Source organism: Streptomyces sp. NBC_01283 (assembly GCF_041435335.1).
Classification (GTDB): domain Bacteria; phylum Actinomycetota; class Actinomycetes; order Streptomycetales; family Streptomycetaceae; genus Streptomyces.
Genome location: NZ_CP108430.1, coordinates 3,853,307 through 3,871,767, shown reverse-complemented (window position 1 = coordinate 3,871,767; position 18,461 = coordinate 3,853,307). Strand labels below are relative to the sequence as shown.

Annotated in this window: 16 protein-coding genes; 11 read left to right on the top strand and 5 right to left on the bottom strand. The window is 71.0% G+C overall.

Annotated elements, in window-relative coordinates:
• Positions 1–121: 121 nt before the first annotated feature.
• The 5 genes from OG302_RS17495 (at position 122) to OG302_RS17475 (ending at position 6,802) form a co-directional block, all read left to right on the top strand.
• Positions 122–1,657, top strand: coding sequence for a GMC family oxidoreductase (locus OG302_RS17495; protein ID WP_371527661.1), 1,536 nt, complete (start codon positions 122–124; stop codon positions 1,655–1,657).
• Positions 1,654–2,778 carry a glycine betaine/L-proline ABC transporter ATP-binding protein gene (locus tag OG302_RS17490; protein ID WP_371527660.1) on the top strand — a complete coding sequence of 375 codons (1,125 nt, stop codon included), beginning with the start codon at positions 1,654–1,656 and terminating at the stop codon, positions 2,776–2,778. The genes OG302_RS17495 and OG302_RS17490 overlap by 4 nt, the downstream gene beginning before the upstream one ends.
• A complete protein-coding gene (locus OG302_RS17485) occupies positions 2,775–4,793 on the top strand; it encodes an ABC transporter permease (RefSeq protein WP_371527659.1) in 2,019 nt (672 codons plus the stop codon). The genes OG302_RS17490 and OG302_RS17485 overlap by 4 nt, the downstream gene beginning before the upstream one ends.
• Before the next feature lie 86 nt (positions 4,794–4,879).
• Positions 4,880–5,839: a glycine betaine ABC transporter substrate-binding protein gene (locus tag OG302_RS17480; protein WP_371527658.1), complete on the top strand. Its 960-nt coding sequence runs from the start codon at positions 4,880–4,882 to the stop codon at positions 5,837–5,839.
• Between the two features lie 231 nt (positions 5,840–6,070).
• Positions 6,071–6,802 (top strand): hypothetical protein, encoded by a 732-nt coding sequence (locus tag OG302_RS17475; RefSeq protein ID WP_371527657.1) that lies wholly within the window; start codon positions 6,071–6,073, stop codon positions 6,800–6,802.
• A 96-nt stretch (positions 6,803–6,898) separates the two neighbouring features.
• On the opposite strand, the gene OG302_RS17470 is transcribed toward OG302_RS17475, so the two are convergent.
• From OG302_RS17470 to OG302_RS17460, 3 genes are read right to left on the bottom strand one after another with little or no spacing between them, the layout of a single operon-like run.
• Entirely contained in the window at positions 6,899–7,633 is a 735-nt protein-coding gene (locus OG302_RS17470; RefSeq protein WP_371527656.1) for an isocitrate lyase/phosphoenolpyruvate mutase family protein, read from the bottom strand.
• Entirely contained in the window at positions 7,630–8,094 is a 465-nt protein-coding gene (locus OG302_RS17465) for a carboxymuconolactone decarboxylase family protein (RefSeq protein ID WP_371527655.1), read from the bottom strand. The genes OG302_RS17470 and OG302_RS17465 overlap by 4 nt, the downstream gene beginning before the upstream one ends.
• Positions 8,091–8,645, bottom strand: a complete 555-nt coding sequence (locus OG302_RS17460; protein WP_371527654.1) for a carboxymuconolactone decarboxylase family protein — start codon at positions 8,643–8,645, stop codon at positions 8,091–8,093. Before OG302_RS17460 ends, OG302_RS17465 begins: the two co-directional genes overlap by 4 nt.
• Before the next feature lie 47 nt (positions 8,646–8,692).
• On the opposite strand from OG302_RS17460, the gene OG302_RS17455 reads away from it, so the two are divergent.
• Positions 8,693–10,099, top strand: coding sequence for a PLP-dependent aminotransferase family protein (locus OG302_RS17455; RefSeq protein WP_371527653.1), 1,407 nt, complete (start codon positions 8,693–8,695; stop codon positions 10,097–10,099).
• Between the two features lie 145 nt (positions 10,100–10,244).
• Here the strand turns inward: OG302_RS17455 and OG302_RS17450 are convergent, their stop codons facing one another.
• Complete coding sequence (locus OG302_RS17450; protein WP_371750150.1) at positions 10,245–11,093, bottom strand: hypothetical protein; 849 nt, start codon at positions 11,091–11,093, stop codon at positions 10,245–10,247.
• Between the two features lie 151 nt (positions 11,094–11,244).
• On the opposite strand from OG302_RS17450, the gene OG302_RS17445 reads away from it, so the two are divergent.
• The 3 genes from OG302_RS17445 (at position 11,245) to OG302_RS17435 (ending at position 13,744) form a co-directional block, all read left to right on the top strand.
• The gene (locus tag OG302_RS17445) at positions 11,245–11,646 is read left to right on the top strand and encodes a hypothetical protein (RefSeq protein ID WP_371527652.1); all 402 of its coding nucleotides are present in this window, start codon (positions 11,245–11,247) and stop codon (positions 11,644–11,646) included.
• A 9-nt stretch (positions 11,647–11,655) separates the two neighbouring features.
• On the top strand, positions 11,656–12,855 hold the full coding sequence (locus OG302_RS17440; protein ID WP_371527651.1) for a glutathionylspermidine synthase family protein: 1,200 nt from the start codon (positions 11,656–11,658) through the stop codon (positions 12,853–12,855).
• A 94-nt stretch (positions 12,856–12,949) separates the two neighbouring features.
• Positions 12,950–13,744, top strand: coding sequence for an SAM-dependent methyltransferase (locus OG302_RS17435; protein WP_371527650.1), 795 nt, complete (start codon positions 12,950–12,952; stop codon positions 13,742–13,744).
• Here the strand turns inward: OG302_RS17435 and OG302_RS17430 are convergent.
• Positions 13,734–14,759, bottom strand: a complete 1,026-nt coding sequence (locus OG302_RS17430; protein WP_371527649.1) for an NADP-dependent oxidoreductase — start codon at positions 14,757–14,759, stop codon at positions 13,734–13,736. The genes OG302_RS17435 and OG302_RS17430 overlap by 11 nt on opposite strands.
• Positions 14,760–14,966: 207 nt before the next feature.
• On the opposite strand from OG302_RS17430, the gene OG302_RS17425 reads away from it, so the two are divergent.
• Both OG302_RS17425 and OG302_RS17420 read left to right on the top strand, forming a co-directional pair.
• Positions 14,967–16,346, top strand: a complete 1,380-nt coding sequence (locus OG302_RS17425; RefSeq protein WP_371527648.1) for a BTAD domain-containing putative transcriptional regulator — start codon at positions 14,967–14,969, stop codon at positions 16,344–16,346.
• 66 nt (positions 16,347–16,412) lie between these two features.
• The gene (locus tag OG302_RS17420; RefSeq protein WP_371527647.1) at positions 16,413–18,380 is read left to right on the top strand and encodes a hypothetical protein; all 1,968 of its coding nucleotides are present in this window, start codon (positions 16,413–16,415) and stop codon (positions 18,378–18,380) included.
• The last annotated feature ends 81 nt before the right edge of the window (positions 18,381–18,461 follow it).

The following is an 18,461-nucleotide window of genomic DNA, read 5'->3' as shown; positions in this document are numbered from 1 at the left end:
GCGTGCGCGGGGGCGGCGGTCCCGCCCCCGCGCACGTATCCATGTCTGTACGTCCGAGCACTCCCCGCTCACTACGCGCAAGCACTTTGCACCACACCTCGCAGGAAGAGGAGCAGCACGCATGGCTGAGACCACTGAGTACGACTACGTCATCGTCGGCGGCGGCACCGCCGGTTCGGTGATCGCATCCCGCCTCACCGAGGACCCGGACGTCACCGTCGCCGTCATCGAGGGCGGCCCCAGCGACATCGACCGCGAGGACGTCCTCACGCTGCGCCGCTGGCTCGGCCTGCTCGGCGGCGACCTCGACTACGGGTACACGACCACCGAGCAGCCGCGCGGCAACTCGCACATCCTGCACAGCCGCGCCAAGGTCCTCGGCGGCTGCTCGTCGCACAACACCCTGATCTCCTTCAAGCCGCTGCCCTCCGACTGGGACGAGTGGGAAGAGGCGGGCGCCACCGGCTGGGGCTCCGCCGCGATGGACCCCTTCTTCGGCAAGCTGCGCAACAACATCGTGCGCGTCGCCAAGAAGGACCAGAACCAGATCGCCACCGACTGGGTCGAGGCGACGAAGAGCGCGCTCGGCGTCCCCGAGGTCGTCGGCTTCAACGACAAGCCCTTCGACGAGGGCGTCGGCTTCTTCGACCTCTCGTACCACCCGGAGAACAACAAGCGTTCCTCCGCCTCCGTCGCCTACCTCCACCCCCACATGGAGGCCGGTGACCGCCCCAACCTCCGGCTGCTCCTGGAGACGTGGGCCACCAAGCTGGAGCTCGACGGCAAGACCGCGCGCGGCGTCCACATCCGTACGAAGGACGGCGTCGAGCAACTGCTCACCGCCCGCCGCGAGGTCCTCGTCTGCGCGGGCGCCGTCGACACGCCGCGCCTGCTCATGCACTCCGGCATCGGCCCCGCCAAGGACCTCGAAGCCCTCGGCATTCCGGTCGTGCACGACCTGCCGGGCGTCGGCGAGAACCTCATCGACCACCCCGAGTCGGTCATCGTCTGGGAGACGAACGGGCCGATCCCCGGCAACTCCGCGATGGACTCCGACGCGGGCCTGTTCGTGAAGCGGGACCCGGACCACAAGGGTCCTGACCTGATGTTCCACTTCTACCAGATCCCGTTCACGGACAACCCGGAGCGCCTGGGCTACGAACGCCCGGAGCACGGCGTCTCGATGACGCCGAACATCCCCAAGTCCCGTGCGCGCGGCCGTCTCTACCTGACGTCGGCCGACCCGGAGGCCAAGCCCGCCCTCGACTTCAGGTACTTCGAGGACGAGGGTGACTACGACGGCCAGACCCTGGTCGACGGCATCAAGCTGGCCCGCAAGGTCGCGCAGGCCGAGCCGTTCGCCAAGTGGCTCAAGCGCGAGGTGTTCCCCGGCCCCGACGTCACCGACGACGCCGAGATCAGCGAACTCGTGCGCAAGGCCGCACACACCGTGTACCACCCGGCCGGAACCTGCCGAATGGGCGCTTCCGCTGATGAACTTGCTGTAGTCGACCCGGAGCTGCGGATTCGCGGTCTTGCGGGAATCCGAATCGCGGACGCATCCGTCTTCCCGACGATGCCTGCCGTGAACCCGATGATCGGAGTGCTCATGGTCGGGGAGAAGTGTGCCGAGATGCTGGGTGGTGAAGGCCGATGAGTGAGGTCTCAGTGAACAAGACGGACGACACGACGCGGGACGACGCGACGCGACAGGAGTCCGTCCAAGGACCCGTCTTCGCCGTCGAGAACCTCTGGAAGGTCTTTGGGCCGAAGGCGGACCGGATACCGGGCGACACCTCGGTGCACGGGCTCACCCCCGCCGAACTCCGGGCGCGGACCGGCTGCACCGCAGCCGTGCGCGATGTGTCCTTCGAGGTGAAGAAGGGCGAGGTCTTCGTCGTCATGGGCCTGTCCGGCTCCGGCAAGTCGACGCTCGTCCGCTGCCTGACCCGGCTCATCGAGCCGACCTCCGGCTCCGTCGTCATCGACGGCGAGGACGTCCTGGCCATGGACAAGAACCGGCTGCGCGAACTGCGCAGGCACCGCGCCTCCATGGTCTTCCAGAACTTCGGCCTCCTGCCGCACCGCACCGTCCTCGACAACGTCGCGTACGGCCTGGAGATCCAGGGCATGGGCAAGACCGAGCGCCGCGCGAAGGCCATGGAGGTCGTCGCCAAGGTCGGCCTCGACGGTCTTGAGCAGCGCAGGCCGGGCCAGCTCTCCGGCGGTCAGCAGCAGCGTGTGGGCCTGGCCCGCGCACTCGCCGTCGACCCCGAGGTCCTCCTCTTCGACGAGCCGTTCAGCGCCCTCGACCCGCTGATCCGCCGCGACATGCAGGAAGAAGTCATCCGCCTGCACCGCGAAGAGGGCCGCACGATGGTCTTCATCACCCACGACCTCTCCGAGGCCCTGCGCCTCGGTGACCGCATCATGCTGATGCGGGACGGCGCGGTCGTGCAGCTCGGCACCCCCGAGGAGATCGTCTCCAGGCCCGCCGACGACTACGTACGCGACTTCGTCCGTGACGTCCCGCGCGAGCAGGTCATCCCGGTGCGCAGCGCGATGCGTCCCGCGGAGGGCGACGAGGCGACCACGGGCGTCGCGATCAGCCCGGACACCCTCGTCGTCGACGCCATCGAGGCCGTCGCGCGCAGCGGCGAGCACTGCCGGGTCGTCGACAACGGACGCACGCTGGGCGTCGTCGACCACGCACGACTGCTCGCGGTGGTCGCCGGGATCAACGGCGATGCCGAGGGCAGGGAGGTGGCGGCCGTATGAGTGCCGCCGACACCTCCGTCCTGGAGAAGAAGGACCGCACCCCGCAGGAGCCCGCCGTCCCGCCGACGCCGGGCCTGGCCGCCCGGTTCGCCGCCCGGCCCAAGGTGGTCGTCCTTGTCGCTGCCGTGCTCGTCGCGGTGGTCAGCGCGCTCCTGGTCAGCCACAGTGCCTGGCCCAGCGGCTGGACGTTCGACGTCAGGTCCCCGCTGAGCGACGCGGAGACCTGGCTCGAGGACAACCGCGACACCCACTGGATCTTCCTGTACTTCCTGCTGCACATCAGCAATGCCGCACAGGGCTCCGTCGACGGCCTCGTCAGCCTCTTCGAGACGCTCGGCGTCTTCGGCGTGACCTTCGCGGCGGTGCTGATCGCCTGGGTGGCGGGCGGCGCGGACCTCAGCCGCCGCGCGCTGCGCACCGCGGGCACCGCGCTCGGTGCCTTCGTGGTCATCGGGCTGCTCGGCATGTGGGAACCGGCGATGGAGACCCTCGCCCTGATGGTGGCCTGTGTCGCCGTCGCGGCCCTCGTCGGAGCGCTGCTCGGACTCTGGGCCGGTCTCTCGGAGCGGGGTCAGCGCATTCTGAACCCCGTCTTCGACACCATGCAGATCCTCCCGGCGTTCTCCTATCTGCTGCCCTTCGCGCTGATCTTCGGCGTCGACGTGCCGCCCGCCTTCGTCGCCACGGTCATCTACGCGGCTCCGCCGATGGCCCGCCTCACCGCGCTCGGTCTGCGCGGCGCCGACGAAGCCGCGCTGGAGGCGTCGGCCTCCCTCGGCGCGAGCGCCTGGCAGCGGCTGTGGACCGCGCGTCTGCCGCTCGCCCGCAAGCAGATGCTGCTCGGCCTCAACCAGACGATCATGATGTGTCTGTCGATGGTCGTGCTCGCCTCGGTGGTCGGCGTCGGCGGCCTGGGCGGCGAGATCTACACCGCGATCTCCACCGTGGACACCGGCCTCGCGCTGGCGCCCGGCATCGCGATCGTGCTGATCGCCATCTGGCTGGACCGCACCACGGGTGCCGTGGGCGAACGGCTCGACTCCCCGGGCGCCGGCAGGGGCGGCAAGAAGACCGGACTCATCTGGCTCGGCGTCGTCATCGCGACCGCCGTGGGCTCCGTACTGGGCTCCGTGCTGGGCAAGGAGGAGTGGCCCGACGAGTGGGTCGTCGCCTTCGCGAACCCGGTCAACTCCGCGGTGGACTGGATCGAGCACACCTTCGGCTCCGGTGTCCCCGTCGTGGGCGGCACGATCACGATGGCGTCGAACTTCGCCACGTACGTCATCAACCCGATCCGTGACGGCCTGGAGGCCACGCCCTGGTGGGCGCTGGCCCTGGTCGTCGGTGTTCTCGCCTTCCTGGCGGGCCGCTGGTGGTCCGCCATCACCGCGGTGCTCGCCCTGGCCGTCATCGGCGGCATGGGCCTGTGGACCCGGTCGCTCGACACCCTCTCCGTGGTCCTCACGGCCCTGGTGGTCACCCTGCTGCTCGGCTTCGCCATCGGCGTCTTCGCCGCGCGGGTCGGCTGGGTGGAGCGGGCGATCCGGCCGGTGCTCGACGCCCTGCAGACGATGCCGCAGTTCGTCTACATGATCCCGGCGATCGCGCTCTTCCACGGCGGCCGTACCGCCGGTGTCGTGGCGGCCGTGCTCTACGCACTGCCCGCGGTCATCCGCATCACCACGCAGGGCGTCAACCAGATCGACCCGGCGGCCCTTGAGGCGTCGCGTTCGCTCGGTGCCACCACGGGTCAGCAACTTCGCGGTGTGCAGCTCCCGTTGGCACGCTCGTCGCTCCTGCTGGCCGTCAACCAGGGCGTCGTACTCGTCCTGTCGATGGTCGTGATCGCCGGAATGATCGGCGCCGGCGGCCTCGGCGTGCAGGTGGTCACGGGCCTGGCCAAGGACGACCTGCCGCTCGGCCTGACCGCCGGTGTCGCGATGGTGTGCCTCGGCGTACTGCTCGACCGGGTCTCGCAGCCGGGCGCGAAGGTGAAGGAAAACGCCCTGCGCTGACCCCGGGCGCCGGGGGCGGGCCCACCGCCTCGGCCCTCGACTCCGCGCATACTTCTGCTACTCCTGCTAGGTAAGGGAAGAATCTCGTGAAGCACAGCAAGCGGATAAGCACCAGTCTCATCGCAGGCATCGCTGCCCTCGGCATGGTCGGCCTCAGCGCCTGCGCCGCCGACACCAAGAAGTCGGGCAACAGCGACGAGGTCACGATCACCGTTCCGTCCTGGGTGGGCGCCCGCGCCAACGCCGAGGTCGCCAAGGTGATCCTCGAGGACGAGCTGGACGTCAAGAAGGTCAACCTCAAGACGATGGACGAGCCCATCGCCTGGGACGCCCTGAACAGCGGCAAGGCCGACGTCATCATGGAGGACTGGAACGGCCAGCCCGACAAGCAGAAGCTCTACATCGACAAGAAGAAGTCGGTCGTCAAGGCCGGCGACCTCGGTGTCGTGGGGCACATCGGCTGGTTCGTCCCGAAGTACTACGCGGACAAGCACCCCGAGATCCTCGACTACAAGAACCTGAACAAGTTCGCCAAGGACTTCAAGACCTCGGAGTCCGGCGACAAGGGCGAGTTCATCGGTGCGGCCCCCTCGTACACGACGTACGACCAGTACCTCATCAAGAACCACAAGCTGAACTTCCACATCAAGGAAACCGGCAACGAAGCCGCGCAGATCAAGGAAATCCAGTCGAAGTACGAGGCCAAGACGCCGTTCATCACCTACTGGTGGGAGCCGCTGTGGGCCAACGTCGACCTGGACATGGTCGAGGTGAAGCTTCCCAAGTACACCGAGGGATGCAACGAGCCGAAGACCGAGACCAAGTGCGGCTATGACAACAACCAGCTGCAGAAGTACATGAACGCCGACTTCGCCAAGGACGGCGGCGACGCGGCCGAGTTCCTGAAGAACTTCAAGTGGGACAACGACCAGCAGAACGAGGTCGCCAAGTCCATCGCCAAGGACAAGATGACGGGCGAGGCCGCGGCCAAGAAGTGGGTCAAGGAGAACAAGGACGTCTGGGAGAAGTGGCTCCCGAAGAAGTAGTGACGCGGCGAGTGATGTGACGCCGTGCAGCGCGATGGCTGCTGTGCCGGTGTAGCCGTGACGATGGTGCCGGTCCCCTCGGGGCCGGCACCATCGGCATGTGCGAGGCCTCTGATCTGGGGCGTTGCACTTTTGTGCAATAGCGGGGCCCGCGCGTCTCCTCCTACGGTGGGTGATGTTCATGTCAAACCCTCAGAGAGCTGGTGGACGCGTATGAAACTCCCTCGCCGTGTGAGTACGTCGGTGGGTGCACTCGCCGTCGGCACCGCCGTGCTGGTGCCGATGATCGGCAGCGGTTCGGCCCAGGCCGCACCCGCAGCTCCCTCCGCCGCGGCGTCTGTCTCCGGCTCGGCGTCCGGCTCCGACTCCGGTGTGGTCGCCGCGGCGGGTGGGTTCCACTCGAAGAAGGGCACGCTCAAGTGCCGCAAGCCCGGCGAGACGGCCTGGATCTGGGACTCGGCGGCGGGGCGCTCGCGGGTGTCGTGGAAGCCTGCCGGCGGCCGGCTGGTGTCCCGGGTGTGGAAGCACTCGCACGACGGCATCTCGACGCGGACCGTTCCGACGTGGCGCAAGTCCGTCACGTGGAAGGTCACTTCGGTGTACGGGAACAAGAAGAACCTGAGCAAGGTGTACGGCTACTGCAGCACGCAGGGCTGGCGCGTGGGCAAGGCGTCGGACCGCCTCAGCCAGAAGAAGTCCGGCACCAAGACCTGCCCCGCGGGGAAGGTCGTCTACATCTCATCCGGCGGGATCGGCAACCTCAAGCACCGGTTCAAGTCGACCGGGGGCGGTGCGCTGCACACGCACAACTTCGGGGGTTCCCAGCAGGTCCTGGTGACGGAGCGCGCGACGCCCACCGAGATGCGCTCGGTGAAGTGGCGGGTCGAGGCCTGGAGCATCAAGAACAGCATCCCGAACGCCCAGGTCGGGCGGGTCAAGGCGTCCTGCATCAGCAAGTACTAGCACTGGCCGGCACTGACGCCGTGTGAGCTGCCCGGCGGCAGGGGCGGGCTCATGTGCTGCGCGCCGGGCGCCCTTCGCGAAGGGCGCCCGGCGCCGTCACGTCTGCTTCAGGCCGCCCGCGATCTCCCGCAACGCCTCCGTCGCACGGACCAGCAGGCCGGGCCCGAACGTGATCCGCGTGGCGCCGAGTTCGCCCAGTTCGCCCAGTTTCCGCAGCGACGGGCCGTCCGCCTTCGCCCCCACGTTGATGGGTCCCTCGATGCCCGCCCGCAGCTGCGGCAGTGCCTCCGGCGGCGCGAAGATCGGGTAGACGCAGTCCGCGCCCGCCGCCACATAGAGGCGGGCCCGCTCGACGGCGGCACCCGGATCCGCGACCCCCCGGACGAACGTGTCCACGCGGGCGTTGATGAACAACCCGTCGCCCGCCGCGGCACGCACCTCCGCCAGCCAGTCCGCCTGCTCGTGGGGGTCCCTGAGGGCCCCGTCCGTCGAGTCCTCCAGGTTGCAGCCCACCGCGCCCGTCGCCAGGAGCCGCTCCACCAGCTCCTTCGGCGGCAGCCCGTAGCCGTCCTCGATGTCCGCGGACACCGGCACCGATGCGGGGACCGACCGCACGATCCGGGCCACCGCCGCGAACATCTCGTCCACCGGCACCTCCCCGTCCGCGTACCCGAGCGACGCCGCGACCCCCGCGCTCGGCGTCGCGAGAGCGGGGAAACCGGCCTCGGCGAAGACTCGCGCGCTGGCCGCGTCCCAGGGTCCTGGCAGGACCAGCGGGTCACCGGGCGCGCGCCCATGGTGCAGCGCGCGGAAGTCGTCCACGAGGCTCATGGCGTGTACCCGCCCGGCTCGATACGGCGGCTGACCATCACCCGGTTCCAGCTGTTGATGACGGTGATCACCCCGATGCGATGGGCGAGTTCGGCCTCGTCGAAATGCTTGGCCGCCGCCTCGTACGCCTCGTCCGGGACGAACCCGTCCGTCAGGACCGTCACCGCCTCGGTCAGCGCGAGAGCGGCCCGCTCCCGCTCGCTGAAGAGCTCGCCCGCCTCCGGCCACGCGTTGAGGAGGGCGATCCGCTTCGCGCTCTCACCGTTCCGCACGGCGACGTCCACATGCATGTCCAGACAGAACGCGCACGCGTTGATCTGCGAGGCCCGCACCATCACGAGCTCGGCGAGCACGGGATCGCCGAGCCCCTTCTTCGCCGCCGCGCTCAAGGCGGCCAGGGCGGACCCGAAGCGCTTGTCGAGATGAGTGGTCCGAGCACTGTGGTCGGTCCGAGCGGTCATTTGTGGTCTCCGGCCTTGTAGTGGCCCGGCACCTGCCGCGTCGACACGCCGAAGCGGTTCCACGCGTTGATCACCGTGATCGCGGCGATGAGCTGCGTGAGCTCCTGCTCCTCGAAGAGGGCCGCGGCCCTGTCGTACACCTCGTCCGGCACGAAGCCGTCCGTCAGGACGGTGATCGCCTCGGTCAGCGCGATCGCGGCGACCTCCTTCGCGGTGTAGAAGTGCTGCGACTCCTCCCACGCGCTGAGCTGGATGATCCGCTCCACGCTCTCGCCCGCCGCGAGGGCGTCCTTGCTGTGCATGTCGACGCAGAGCGCGCAGTGGTTGATCTGCGAGGCGCGGATCTTGACGAGCTCCAGGATCACCGGGTCGACGCCCTTACGGGCGGCCGCGTCGAGCCGGACCATCGCCTTGAAGACCTCGGGCGCCTGCGCGTGCCAGTCGAGGCGGGGCGTGTGCTCGTGGACGTATTCCTTGGACTGCGCCGGTACGGGGATGTCCGCGGGGCTGCCTGCGGGGCTGTCTACGGAGGTGCTCTCGTTCGTCGTCATGACATCGACCGTACGAGGGGAGTAGCCCACAGGTATGGTCCATTCCCATGGAAGATTCGTGGGCCACTTTGGGCGTCGACCTCCACCTGGAGACCGGGGGAGAGGCGATGCACTCCGGCGTGCGCAAGGGCCTCACGGACGCCCTGCGCGAGGCGGTGCGCGGCGGCAGGCTCGCCCCCGGCATCCGCCTCCCCTCGTCCCGCTCCCTCGCCGTCGACCTGGGCATCGCCCGCAACACCGTCGCCGACGCGTACGCGGACCTCGTCGCCGAGGGCTGGCTCACCGCACGCCAGGGCTCGGGCACCCGCGTCGCCGAACGCGCCGTTCCCCGCCCAGCCGCACCCACGCCGCGCCGCAGGGCCGCCGGCGGTCCGACGTACGACCTGATGCCGGGCACCCCCGACCTCTCCACATTCCCGCGCGCCGCCTGGCTCAAGGCCGCGCGCCGGGCCATGGCCGCCGCCCCGAACGACGCGCTCGGCTACGGCGACCCGCGCGGCCGCGTCGAACTGCGTACCGCCCTCGCCGACTACCTCTCCCGGGCCCGCGGCGTGCGCACGGACCCGGACCGCATCGTCATCTGCGCCGGGTTCGCGCAGGGGCTGAGCCTGCTGGGCGGTGTACTGCGGGCCCGCGGTCTGCGGGAGGTGACGGTCGAGTCGTACGGCCTGGACGTGCACTGGAATCTGCTGAAGCGGGCGGGTCTGACGACCAGGCCGCTGCCCTTCGACGAACTGGGCACCTCGACGGACGAGTTGGGGTCGGGCTCGGCGAAGGTGGCGCTCCTGACGCCCGCCCACCAGTTCCCGATGGGGGTGCCGCTGCACCCCGACCGGCGTGCGGCCGTCGTCGACTGGGCGCGGCGCACGGGCGGCCTGATCCTGGAGGACGACTACGACGGGGAGTTCCGCTACGACCGGCAGCCGGTGGGCGCGCTCCAGGGCCTCGACCCCGACCGCGTGGTCTACCTCGGCACGGCCAGCAAGTCCCTCGCCCCCGGTCTCCGGCTCGGCTGGATGGTGCTGCCCGCGCCCATCGCCGCCGAGGTCATCGAGGCGAAGGGGGGCGCGGAATGGGCCTGCGGGGCGCTGGACCAGCTGACGCTCGCGGAGTTCATCACGTCAGGTGCGTACGACCGCCATGTGCGGGGCGCGCGGCTGCGCTACCGCCGCCGGCGGGACCAGCTGGTCGCCGCGCTTGCCGCGCGGGCGCCCGAAGTGCGGGCCACGGGGATCGCCGCGGGACTGCACGCGGTGCTTGAACTCCCGCCGGGCACGGAACGGACGGTGGTCCAGGCGGCAAGCTGGCAACGCCTCGCGGTACAGGGCCTCGCGAGCTTCCGCCATCCTGCCGCGAGGCCCCCGGAGCGGGACGCACTGGTGGTGGGCTACGGCACACCGGCGGACCATGGCTGGGCAGGGGCGCTGGAGGCGTTGTGCGCGGTGTTGCCGTAGGGCGGTGTCTCAGCCCCTCCGGCGTTCGAGGAGCGGGGTCTGGGGCGGAGCCCCACGCGGCGGAGCCGCAAATGTCACAGCCGGGAAGGGGCGGGACTGGGGAAAGCCCCGCAGGGTCCGCCCCTACCCAGCCCCCAGGCAGCCCCTACGCAGGACCTCCCACCGCCGCCTCCTCCTCGACCGGTGCCTCACCGAAGCGCGCCAAAGCCAACGCCCCCACCACAGCCACCACGAACCCCAGGACGGCCACCCACTCCATCCCGCCCCGCGTGCGATCCCCGAGCCAGACGACCCCCACCACCGCGGGCCCGATCGTCTCCCCGATCACCATTCCCGCGGTAGTGGTCGTCACCGAGCCCCGCTGCAACGCGGACGTGAGCAGCAGGAACGCCGCACCCCCGCCCACCAGCAGCGCGTAACAGGCCGGGTTCCTCACCAGCGCCCCCGGCGAGACATCGTCGATCAGCCGTACCGCCACCTCCACCACCCCGAACCCGAGCCCCGCCCCGAGCCCCAGGGCCAGCGCCCGCCCCCGTCCGGGCAACCGCCCGGCCACCGCGCCGAGCAGCAGCACACCCACCGCCACGCCGAGCATCACGTACCGCAGGGCCGTCGAGCCGACGCCTTCCCCCTCGTCCCCCGACGCGAGCCCCAGCATCGCGAGCCCCGCGCACACCACGCCCACCGCCCCCCACTCCACACCGCTCAACCGCACCCGCAGCATCCGCGAGGCCACCACCGCCGTGACGGCGAGGCTCGCGGCGAGGGCCGCACCGACGGCGTAGATCGGGATGGAACGCAGCGCCACGATCTGCAGCAGGAACCCGAGCCCGTCGAGCCCGAGCCCCACGACGTACCGCCACTGCTTCACCGCGCGCAGCAGCAGCGCGGGGTCGACCCCGGACCCCGTTCCGGGCGCCGTGGAGCGGGCGGCGATGGCCTGAAAGACGGAGGCCGTGCCGAAGCAGACCGCTGAACCGAGAGCGCAAATCATCCCAAGAGACACGAAGTGACTGTAGAGGAGAGGGATTCGGCTGAGCCGGTTGGCATGGCGCACGGGCCCTTACCTACGCTGATCGCCGACCACGTACGACAGACGGACAACTGACGGACACACGTACGACAACGGGGGAGCGGAAGCACAGATGGAAGAACAGGAAGAGCGGAAGGCCCCACGGCGGAGGCTGCGGTCCAGCACGGTCGTGCTCGGCGGAATGGGCGTCCTCGCGGCGGCCCTGACCTCGTGCGGCTCGGAGCCGGACAAGCGGTGCGTGGACCGCGACAGCTACGACACCTTCACCGGCTACAAGATCGTGGCCGACAAGAACTGCAAGAGCGGTTCCGGTTCGTCCTCCTCGAACTCCTCGAACGGCAAGGGACGTAAGAGCAGCGGCGGTTCCTACGGCACCGGCAAGTCCGGCCGCATGGACCCCGAGTGGTACTACGACGCCGACATCGACGGCCGTTACGCCGACTACGGCACCTTCAGCCGCAGCGAGGCCGTCGACCGCGACGGCTTCGGCTGCTCGGGCAGTGGCGGCGGCTGATCCCGGACCATGGACCGCCACACCACCACGCCCCGTCCCGGCTGGCAGCAGACGGTCGAGGACCAGGGGCTCATCTACCCCCTGACCCGCTACCCCGACGACTCGCTCCGCCCGTACTGGGACGAGTCCGCCTATTACACGTTCACGCTCCCCGAGGTCGAGGCCCTGGAGGAGGTCGTCGAGGAACTGCACGCGATGTGCCTCGCGGCGGCCGAGCACATCGTCACGCACGGCCGCCTCGCCGATCTCGGCATCGCGGACCCCCGCGTGGCCGACGCGGTCACCGAGGCCTGGCACCGCCGCGCCGAACTGCCCTCCCTCTACGGGCGGTTCGACCTCCACTACGCGGGCGCGAGCGGCGGCCCGGCCAAGATGCTGGAGTACAACGCGGACACCCCCACGTCCCTGGTCGAGGCCGCGAGCCCGCAGTGGTTCTGGATGGAGGAGCGCTTCCCGGGCGCCGACCAGTGGAACTCCCTCCACGAGCGCCTCGTGGACGCCTGGAAGAAGCAGGCCGCCCTGCTCCCGCCCGGCGGCCCGCTGTACTTCGCGCATTCCGCGGGCGACGAGCTCGGCGAGGATCTGATGACGGTCGCGTATCTGCGTGAGACCGCGCAGCAGGCCGGGCTCGACACCGAGGCGATCTCCATGGAGGACATCGGCTGGGACCGGCTCTCGCGGCGCTTCGTCGACAAGAGACTCGGCTTCATCCGCAGCTGCTTCAAGCTCTATCCGTGGGAGTGGCTGACCACCGACCGCTTCGCCCCGCACGTCCTGGAGACCCTCGACAACGGCGGCGGCACCGGCTCCACCCTGTGGATCGAGCCCGCCTGGAAGATGCTCCTCTCCAACAAGGCGCTCCTGGCGATCCTCTGGGAGCTGTACCCCGGCCACCCCAATCTCCTCCCCGCCTACCTGGACGGCCCCCGGGAGCTGGCTTCCGGACGGGGCTACGTAGCCAAGCCCCTCCTGGGCCGCGAAGGCGCCGGAGTCACGGTTCACGAGCCAGGCGCCGAACCGGCCGAACCCGCCGTGCGGGAAGAGGCTTGCTGCTACCAGGAGTTCGCGCCGCTGCCCGACTTCGACGGCAACCGTGTGGTGCTCGGGGCGTGGGTCGTCGAGAACGAGGCGGCGGGGCTCGGCATCCGGGAGTCGGCGGGTCTGATCACGGACGAGTACGCGAGGTTCGTGCCGCACGTGATTCTCTGATCCCCGGCCCGGGCGGCCTCGGTGGCCCCAAGTCGGGCGAGTACGCTGCCGGTTGATCGATGGTGGACCCGGAGGTGCTCGGAGGCGACCGCACATGGCCGACAGCAGGATCAACACCACGCAGCCTCACACGGCCCGGATCTGGAACTACTGGCTCGGCGGCAAGGACAACTACCCCGTCGACCAGGCGGCCGGCGACCAGATCCGCACGCTGCACCCCGGCATCGGCGCCTACGCGCTGGCCGACCGGCAGTTCCTCGGGCGTGCCGTGAGCCACCTCGTGACCGAGTGCGGCATCCGGCAGTTCCTCGACATCGGCACCGGACTGCCGACCGCCGACAACACCCACGAGGTCGCCCAGCGGATCGCCCCCGAGTCCCGCGTCGTCTACGTGGACAACGACCCGCTGGTCCTCACCCACGCACGCGCCCTGCTCACCAGCACCCCCGAGGGCAGGACCGACTACCTCGACGAGGACCTGCGCAACGTCGACACGATCCTCGAACACGCCGCCAAGACCCTGGACTTCGACCGGCCGGTCGCGCTGATCCTGCTCGGAGTCGTCATCTTCATCGACGACGACTCCGAGGCATACGGCATCGTGCGCCGCCTGCTCGACGCGCTTCCGGCCGGCAGCCATCTGGTCCTCTCGCACACGATCACCAGCCCGGAGATGCCCGACGTGGACGAGGCGGTGGCGTTCTGGAACGAGAACGGCACGCCCAGGCTGACGCAGCGCACCCCCGAGCAGGTCGTCGGATTCTTCGAGGGCCTGGACCTCCTCGCCCCCGGAGTGGTCTCGTGCAACCGGTGGCACGCGGGGGCGGCGGAGGCGGAAGCGGGCGTCGAGGACGTGGCCATGTTCGGCGGGGTCGGCATCAAACGCTGAGGCGGACGAGCATCTTGCCGGTGTTGGCGCCGCGCAGCACGCCGAGGAAGGCGTCGGGCGCCTGCTCGATGCCCTCGACGACGGTCTGCTCGGTGCGCAGGCTGCCGTTGGCGAGCAGGCCCGCGGCCTTGCCGATCCACTCCGGGAACAGGTCGAAGTGGCTGCTGACGAGCATGCCGCGCAGGGTCGCCTCGTGGGTCGCGGCACGGAACAGGTTGTTCGGCCCTGGCGCGGGTGCGGTGGTGTTGTAGCCGCTGATGGCGCCCACGAGAGCGATACGGCCGCCGGTGCGGATGGCGCCGATGGCGGCCTCCAGATGGTCGCCGCCGACCGAGTCCAGGTAGACGTCGATGCCCTCGGGGGCAGCCTGGGCGAGCTGTTCGGGGATGCCGCCCTTGCGGTAGTCGATTGCCGCGTCGTAGCCGAACGTGTCGAGCAGCTTCTTGGTCTTCGCCGGCCCGCCCGCCGAACCGATCACCCGGGATGCCCCGAGCTCGCGGGCCAGTTGCCCCGCGACGCTGCCGACCGCGCCCGCCGCCGCGGAGACGAACACGATGTCGCCCTCGCGGACGGGGGCGGTACGGGTGAGCGCCGCGTACGCGGTCAGGCCCGTGGTGCCCAGGGGGCCGAGGTAGGCGGGCGCCGGGGCGAGCGAGGTGTCGATGACGGTGGCGGTGGCGGCATCGAGGACGGCGTACTCGCGCCACCCGAGGAAGTGCGAGACGGTCGCGCCCACCGGCACGTTCTCGGCACGGGACGCGATGACCTCGCCGACCGCGCTGCCTTCGAGGGCGGCGCCGATCGCGAAGGGCGGGATGTAGGAGGGGGCGTCGTCCATACGGCCCCGCATGTACGGGTCCACGGACATCCAGGTGTTGCGCACCAGGATCTGCCCCTCGGTGGGCTCAGGGACCGGCGTGGTGACCAACTCGAAGTCGCTGGGGGCGGGTTCGCCTACGGGACGGGCGGCGAGACGGATTTCGCGGGAGGTGGTGGCGGGGGTGGGCGTGGACATGGCGGGGGTCCTTTCGGGGCTGTGGCCAGGTGGCTTCGGCTTGTGGTGTGTGACCGGGCGGCTGATCGGCCGGCTGTGTTCGGTCCGGGGCGTTCGGCCTGTCCTGGTCACGTGGAACACCGTGCCCGGGGCCGCGCACGAGCCACTGACGGCTGACGCACGGCGGCCGCCGAGGGGACCTGAGCAGGCCCGCATTAACGTTGCGGCATGCGATTCGAGGTGCTGGGCCCTTTGACGGTGCGCACGGCGGACGGGGCTGTCGTCCCGGTTCCGGAGCCGAAGGTCCGTGCCCTGCTCGCGAATCTCCTGATCCACCAGGGCCGGCCGGTCCCCGCGGACGTCCTGATCGACGGGCTGTGGGGCGAGCGGCTGCCGGGCAACCCCGCCAACAGCCTCCAGACCAAGATCTCCCAGCTGCGCAGGGCCCTGGAGAAGGCGGAACCGGGGGCGCGCGAGCTCGTGGCGTACGGCCCCGCCGGATATCTGCTGCGGGCCCCCGAGGGAGTGACGCCGGAGGGGCTGACGGATGCGGCGCGCTTCGTGGCGCTGACTTCACGTGCGTACGACGCGTACGGCACCCCCGATGTACGGGAGAGGGCCACGCTCCTCTCGGAGGCGCTGACGCTGTGGCGTGGACCGGCGTACGCGGATTTCCGGGACGAGGAGTTCGTGCGGGTGGCGGTGGCCCGCCTGGAGGAGCAGCGGCTCACGGCTCAGGAGGCACGGGCGGAACTGCGCCTGGAGTACGCAGCCCCGGGGGAACACGCCTCCCTGGCGGATGAGTTGGCGGACCTGGTGGCGGAGCAGCCGTTGCGGGAGAGGCTGCGGGGCGCGCACATGAGGGCGCTCTATCTGGCGGGGCGCCCGACGGAGGCACTGGACGCCTACCGTGACCTGCGCGAGCGCCTGGCCGACGACCTGGGCATCGACCCCGGCGCGGAACTCGCCGCACTCCACGAGGCAATGCTCCGCCAGTCCCCGGAACTGGCCCCGCCGAGGGCGGATGCCCCGAGGCCGCACCCGGCCCCGGAGTCACGGCCGACACCCTCGCACCCCCGCACGAACCTGCCGACTCCTGTCACCGCTCTCGTGGGCCGGGATGATGCGGCGGCCCGGGTGCGGGAGCTGGTCGGAACGACACGCCTCGTCACCCTGGTGGGGCCGGGCGGCGTAGGCAAGACCCGGCTGGCGCTGGAGGCGGCGGCCGGACTCGCGGACGACTTCGAGGACGGCGTCTGGCTGGTGGAACTGGCCGGCACGAAGAACGACGCCGCCGAAACGCTGGCCGCAACCCTGGGCATCAGGGACACACCTCCGCCCCCCAACACCGAGCCCCCGCCCCTCCCGGCCGAGCCACCGACTCCCCACGCTCCCGACCCCGCCCCCAGCGCTCCGCGCACCCCCGGCATTTCTGTCGCGCCCTCCGACGTGCCCGCTCTCGTGCGGTTCCTCGCCAGGGCCCTCGCCCCGCGGCGCATCCTCCTGGTGTTTGACAACTGTGAGCACGTGCTGGAGCCCGTGGCCGTGCTGCTCGCCGAACTCCTTCGGCATGCACCCGGGCTGCGTGTGCTTGCCACCAGTCAGTAGCCCCTCGCCCTCTCCGGCGAGACGGTCGAAGCCGTCGCGCCGCTCGGGGAGCGCGAAGCCCTGGCCTTGTTCGCCGAGCGGGCCGCCGCCGCCTCGCCCGGCTTCGTGCTGGACGCGGAGAACACCCCCGCCGCCGCCCTCATCTGCCGCCGCCTCGACGGCATCCCGCTCGCCATCGAACTGGCCGCCACCCGCGTACGCGCCCTCGGCGTGCACGCCCTCGCCGAGCGGCTGCACGACCGGTTCCGGCTGCTCAACCAGGTCCGCAGGGACGCCCCCGCCCGCCAGCGCACCCTGCGCGCGATGATCGACTGGAGCTGGGAGCTTTCGACCGCGGAGGAACAGGGCGCTCTACGTCAACTCGCGGTCTTCGGCGGCGGTTTCACCCTGGAATCGGCCGAAGCGGTGTACGGCGTCGATGGCCCGCCCGGCTCCATGACAGGCGACGCATCACGCGGCACGTCCACCTCCACCGGGGCGGACGGGGCAGACGTACTCGACCTCATCACCCGCCTCGTCGACCGCTCCCTCCTCACCACGGCACCCGGCACCGACCCCGCCCACGGCATCCGCTACCGCATGCTCGAATCCGTCGCCGCCTACAGCCTCGAACGGCTCGACGAGGCGGGGGAGACGAAGGACGTACGGCGCCGCCACGCCCACCACTACGCCGGCCTCGCCGAATACGCCGAACCCCGACTCCGCGGCCCCGCCCAACAGCAGTGGCTGCACCGCCTCGACACCGAGACCGTCAACCTGCGCGCCGCGCTGGAGTGGGCCGCGGCCGACGGTGACGCCGCCCTCGCGCTGCGCCTGACGAACTCCCTCACCTGGTACTGGTTCCTGCGCGGACGCCTGGGCGAAGCCGAGCGCTCCCTGGCCCAGGCCCTGAGTCTCGCCCCGGCTCCGAGCCCGAGTCCGGCCCCGAGCCCGGCCCCGGCCGACGGCACCGACACGGCGCCCGCCCGCGCCTCCGCCCGCACGGCCCGCGCCGCCCTCGCCCTGCTCACCGGCGACGACGCCCCGTACACCGGCATCGGCACCGACGGCCCCGCCGAGGGTGCCGGCCTCCGGTCCCGCTGGCTCCTGGCCTTCGCCCGCAGCGGATTCAACCGTATGGAGAGCGAGGAGTCCCAGGTCGACGAGCTCCTGGAGGAGTTCCGCGCGGCGGACGACCGCTGGGGCGTGGCCGCCGCCCTCAGCACCCGCGCCACCCGGGCCCTCTACCGCGGCGACCTCGCGACCCTGCGGCGCGACGCCGAGGCCAGCGCCGAACTGTTCGCCGTACTCGGTGACCGCTGGGGCCAGTTGCAGGCCTCCGAGCAGCTGGGCGTGCTCGCCGAGATCGCCGCCGACTACGAGGGCGCCGCCGAGCTCCACCGCGACGGAATGCGCGGCGCCGAGGAGCTCCAGCTGTGGACCGATGTGTCCTTCCGCCTCGCCCGCCTGGGCCGCGTCGCCCTGCTCACCGGTGACGACGCCGCGGCCACCGACTTCCACGAGCGCGCCGCGCGCCTCGCCGCGCAGCACTCGCACGGGCCCGCGCAGCAGTTCGCCGAGACGGGCCTCGCCATCGGCGCCCGCCGCCTCGGTGAACTCGACACCGCGGAGCAGCACCTCCTGCCCTGGCTCGCCTGGAACCGCCGCCTGGGCGTCCGGTCCGGCACCGCCCTGATCCTGGCCCAGCTCGGCTACGTCGCCGAACAGCGCGGTGACGCGGCCCGAGCGGAGAAACTCCACCGGGAGGGCCTCGCCGTGGCCCGCAGCACGGGCGACGAACGCGCGGTCGCCCTCGCCCTCGAAGGCCTGGCCGGAGCCCGCTCCCTCGCACACGACCACACCCGCGCCGCCGAACTCCTCGGTACCGCGGCCGCCCTCCGCGAGGCGGCGGGCAGCCCCCTGCCGCCCGCCGAACGCATCGACGTCGACCGCGCCGCACAACGCTCCCGCACCGCCCTCGGCGAGAACGGCTACGCGGCCGCACACACCCGCGGCCACGACACCCCCGCCCCGAACATGACGGACCCGGTATGAGCCGCCGGGCGCCCACCGGCGGCGCCACCGGCCACCGGTGACTGACTGCTGCCGGTACCACCCCTGTACCAGGCCAGTGGA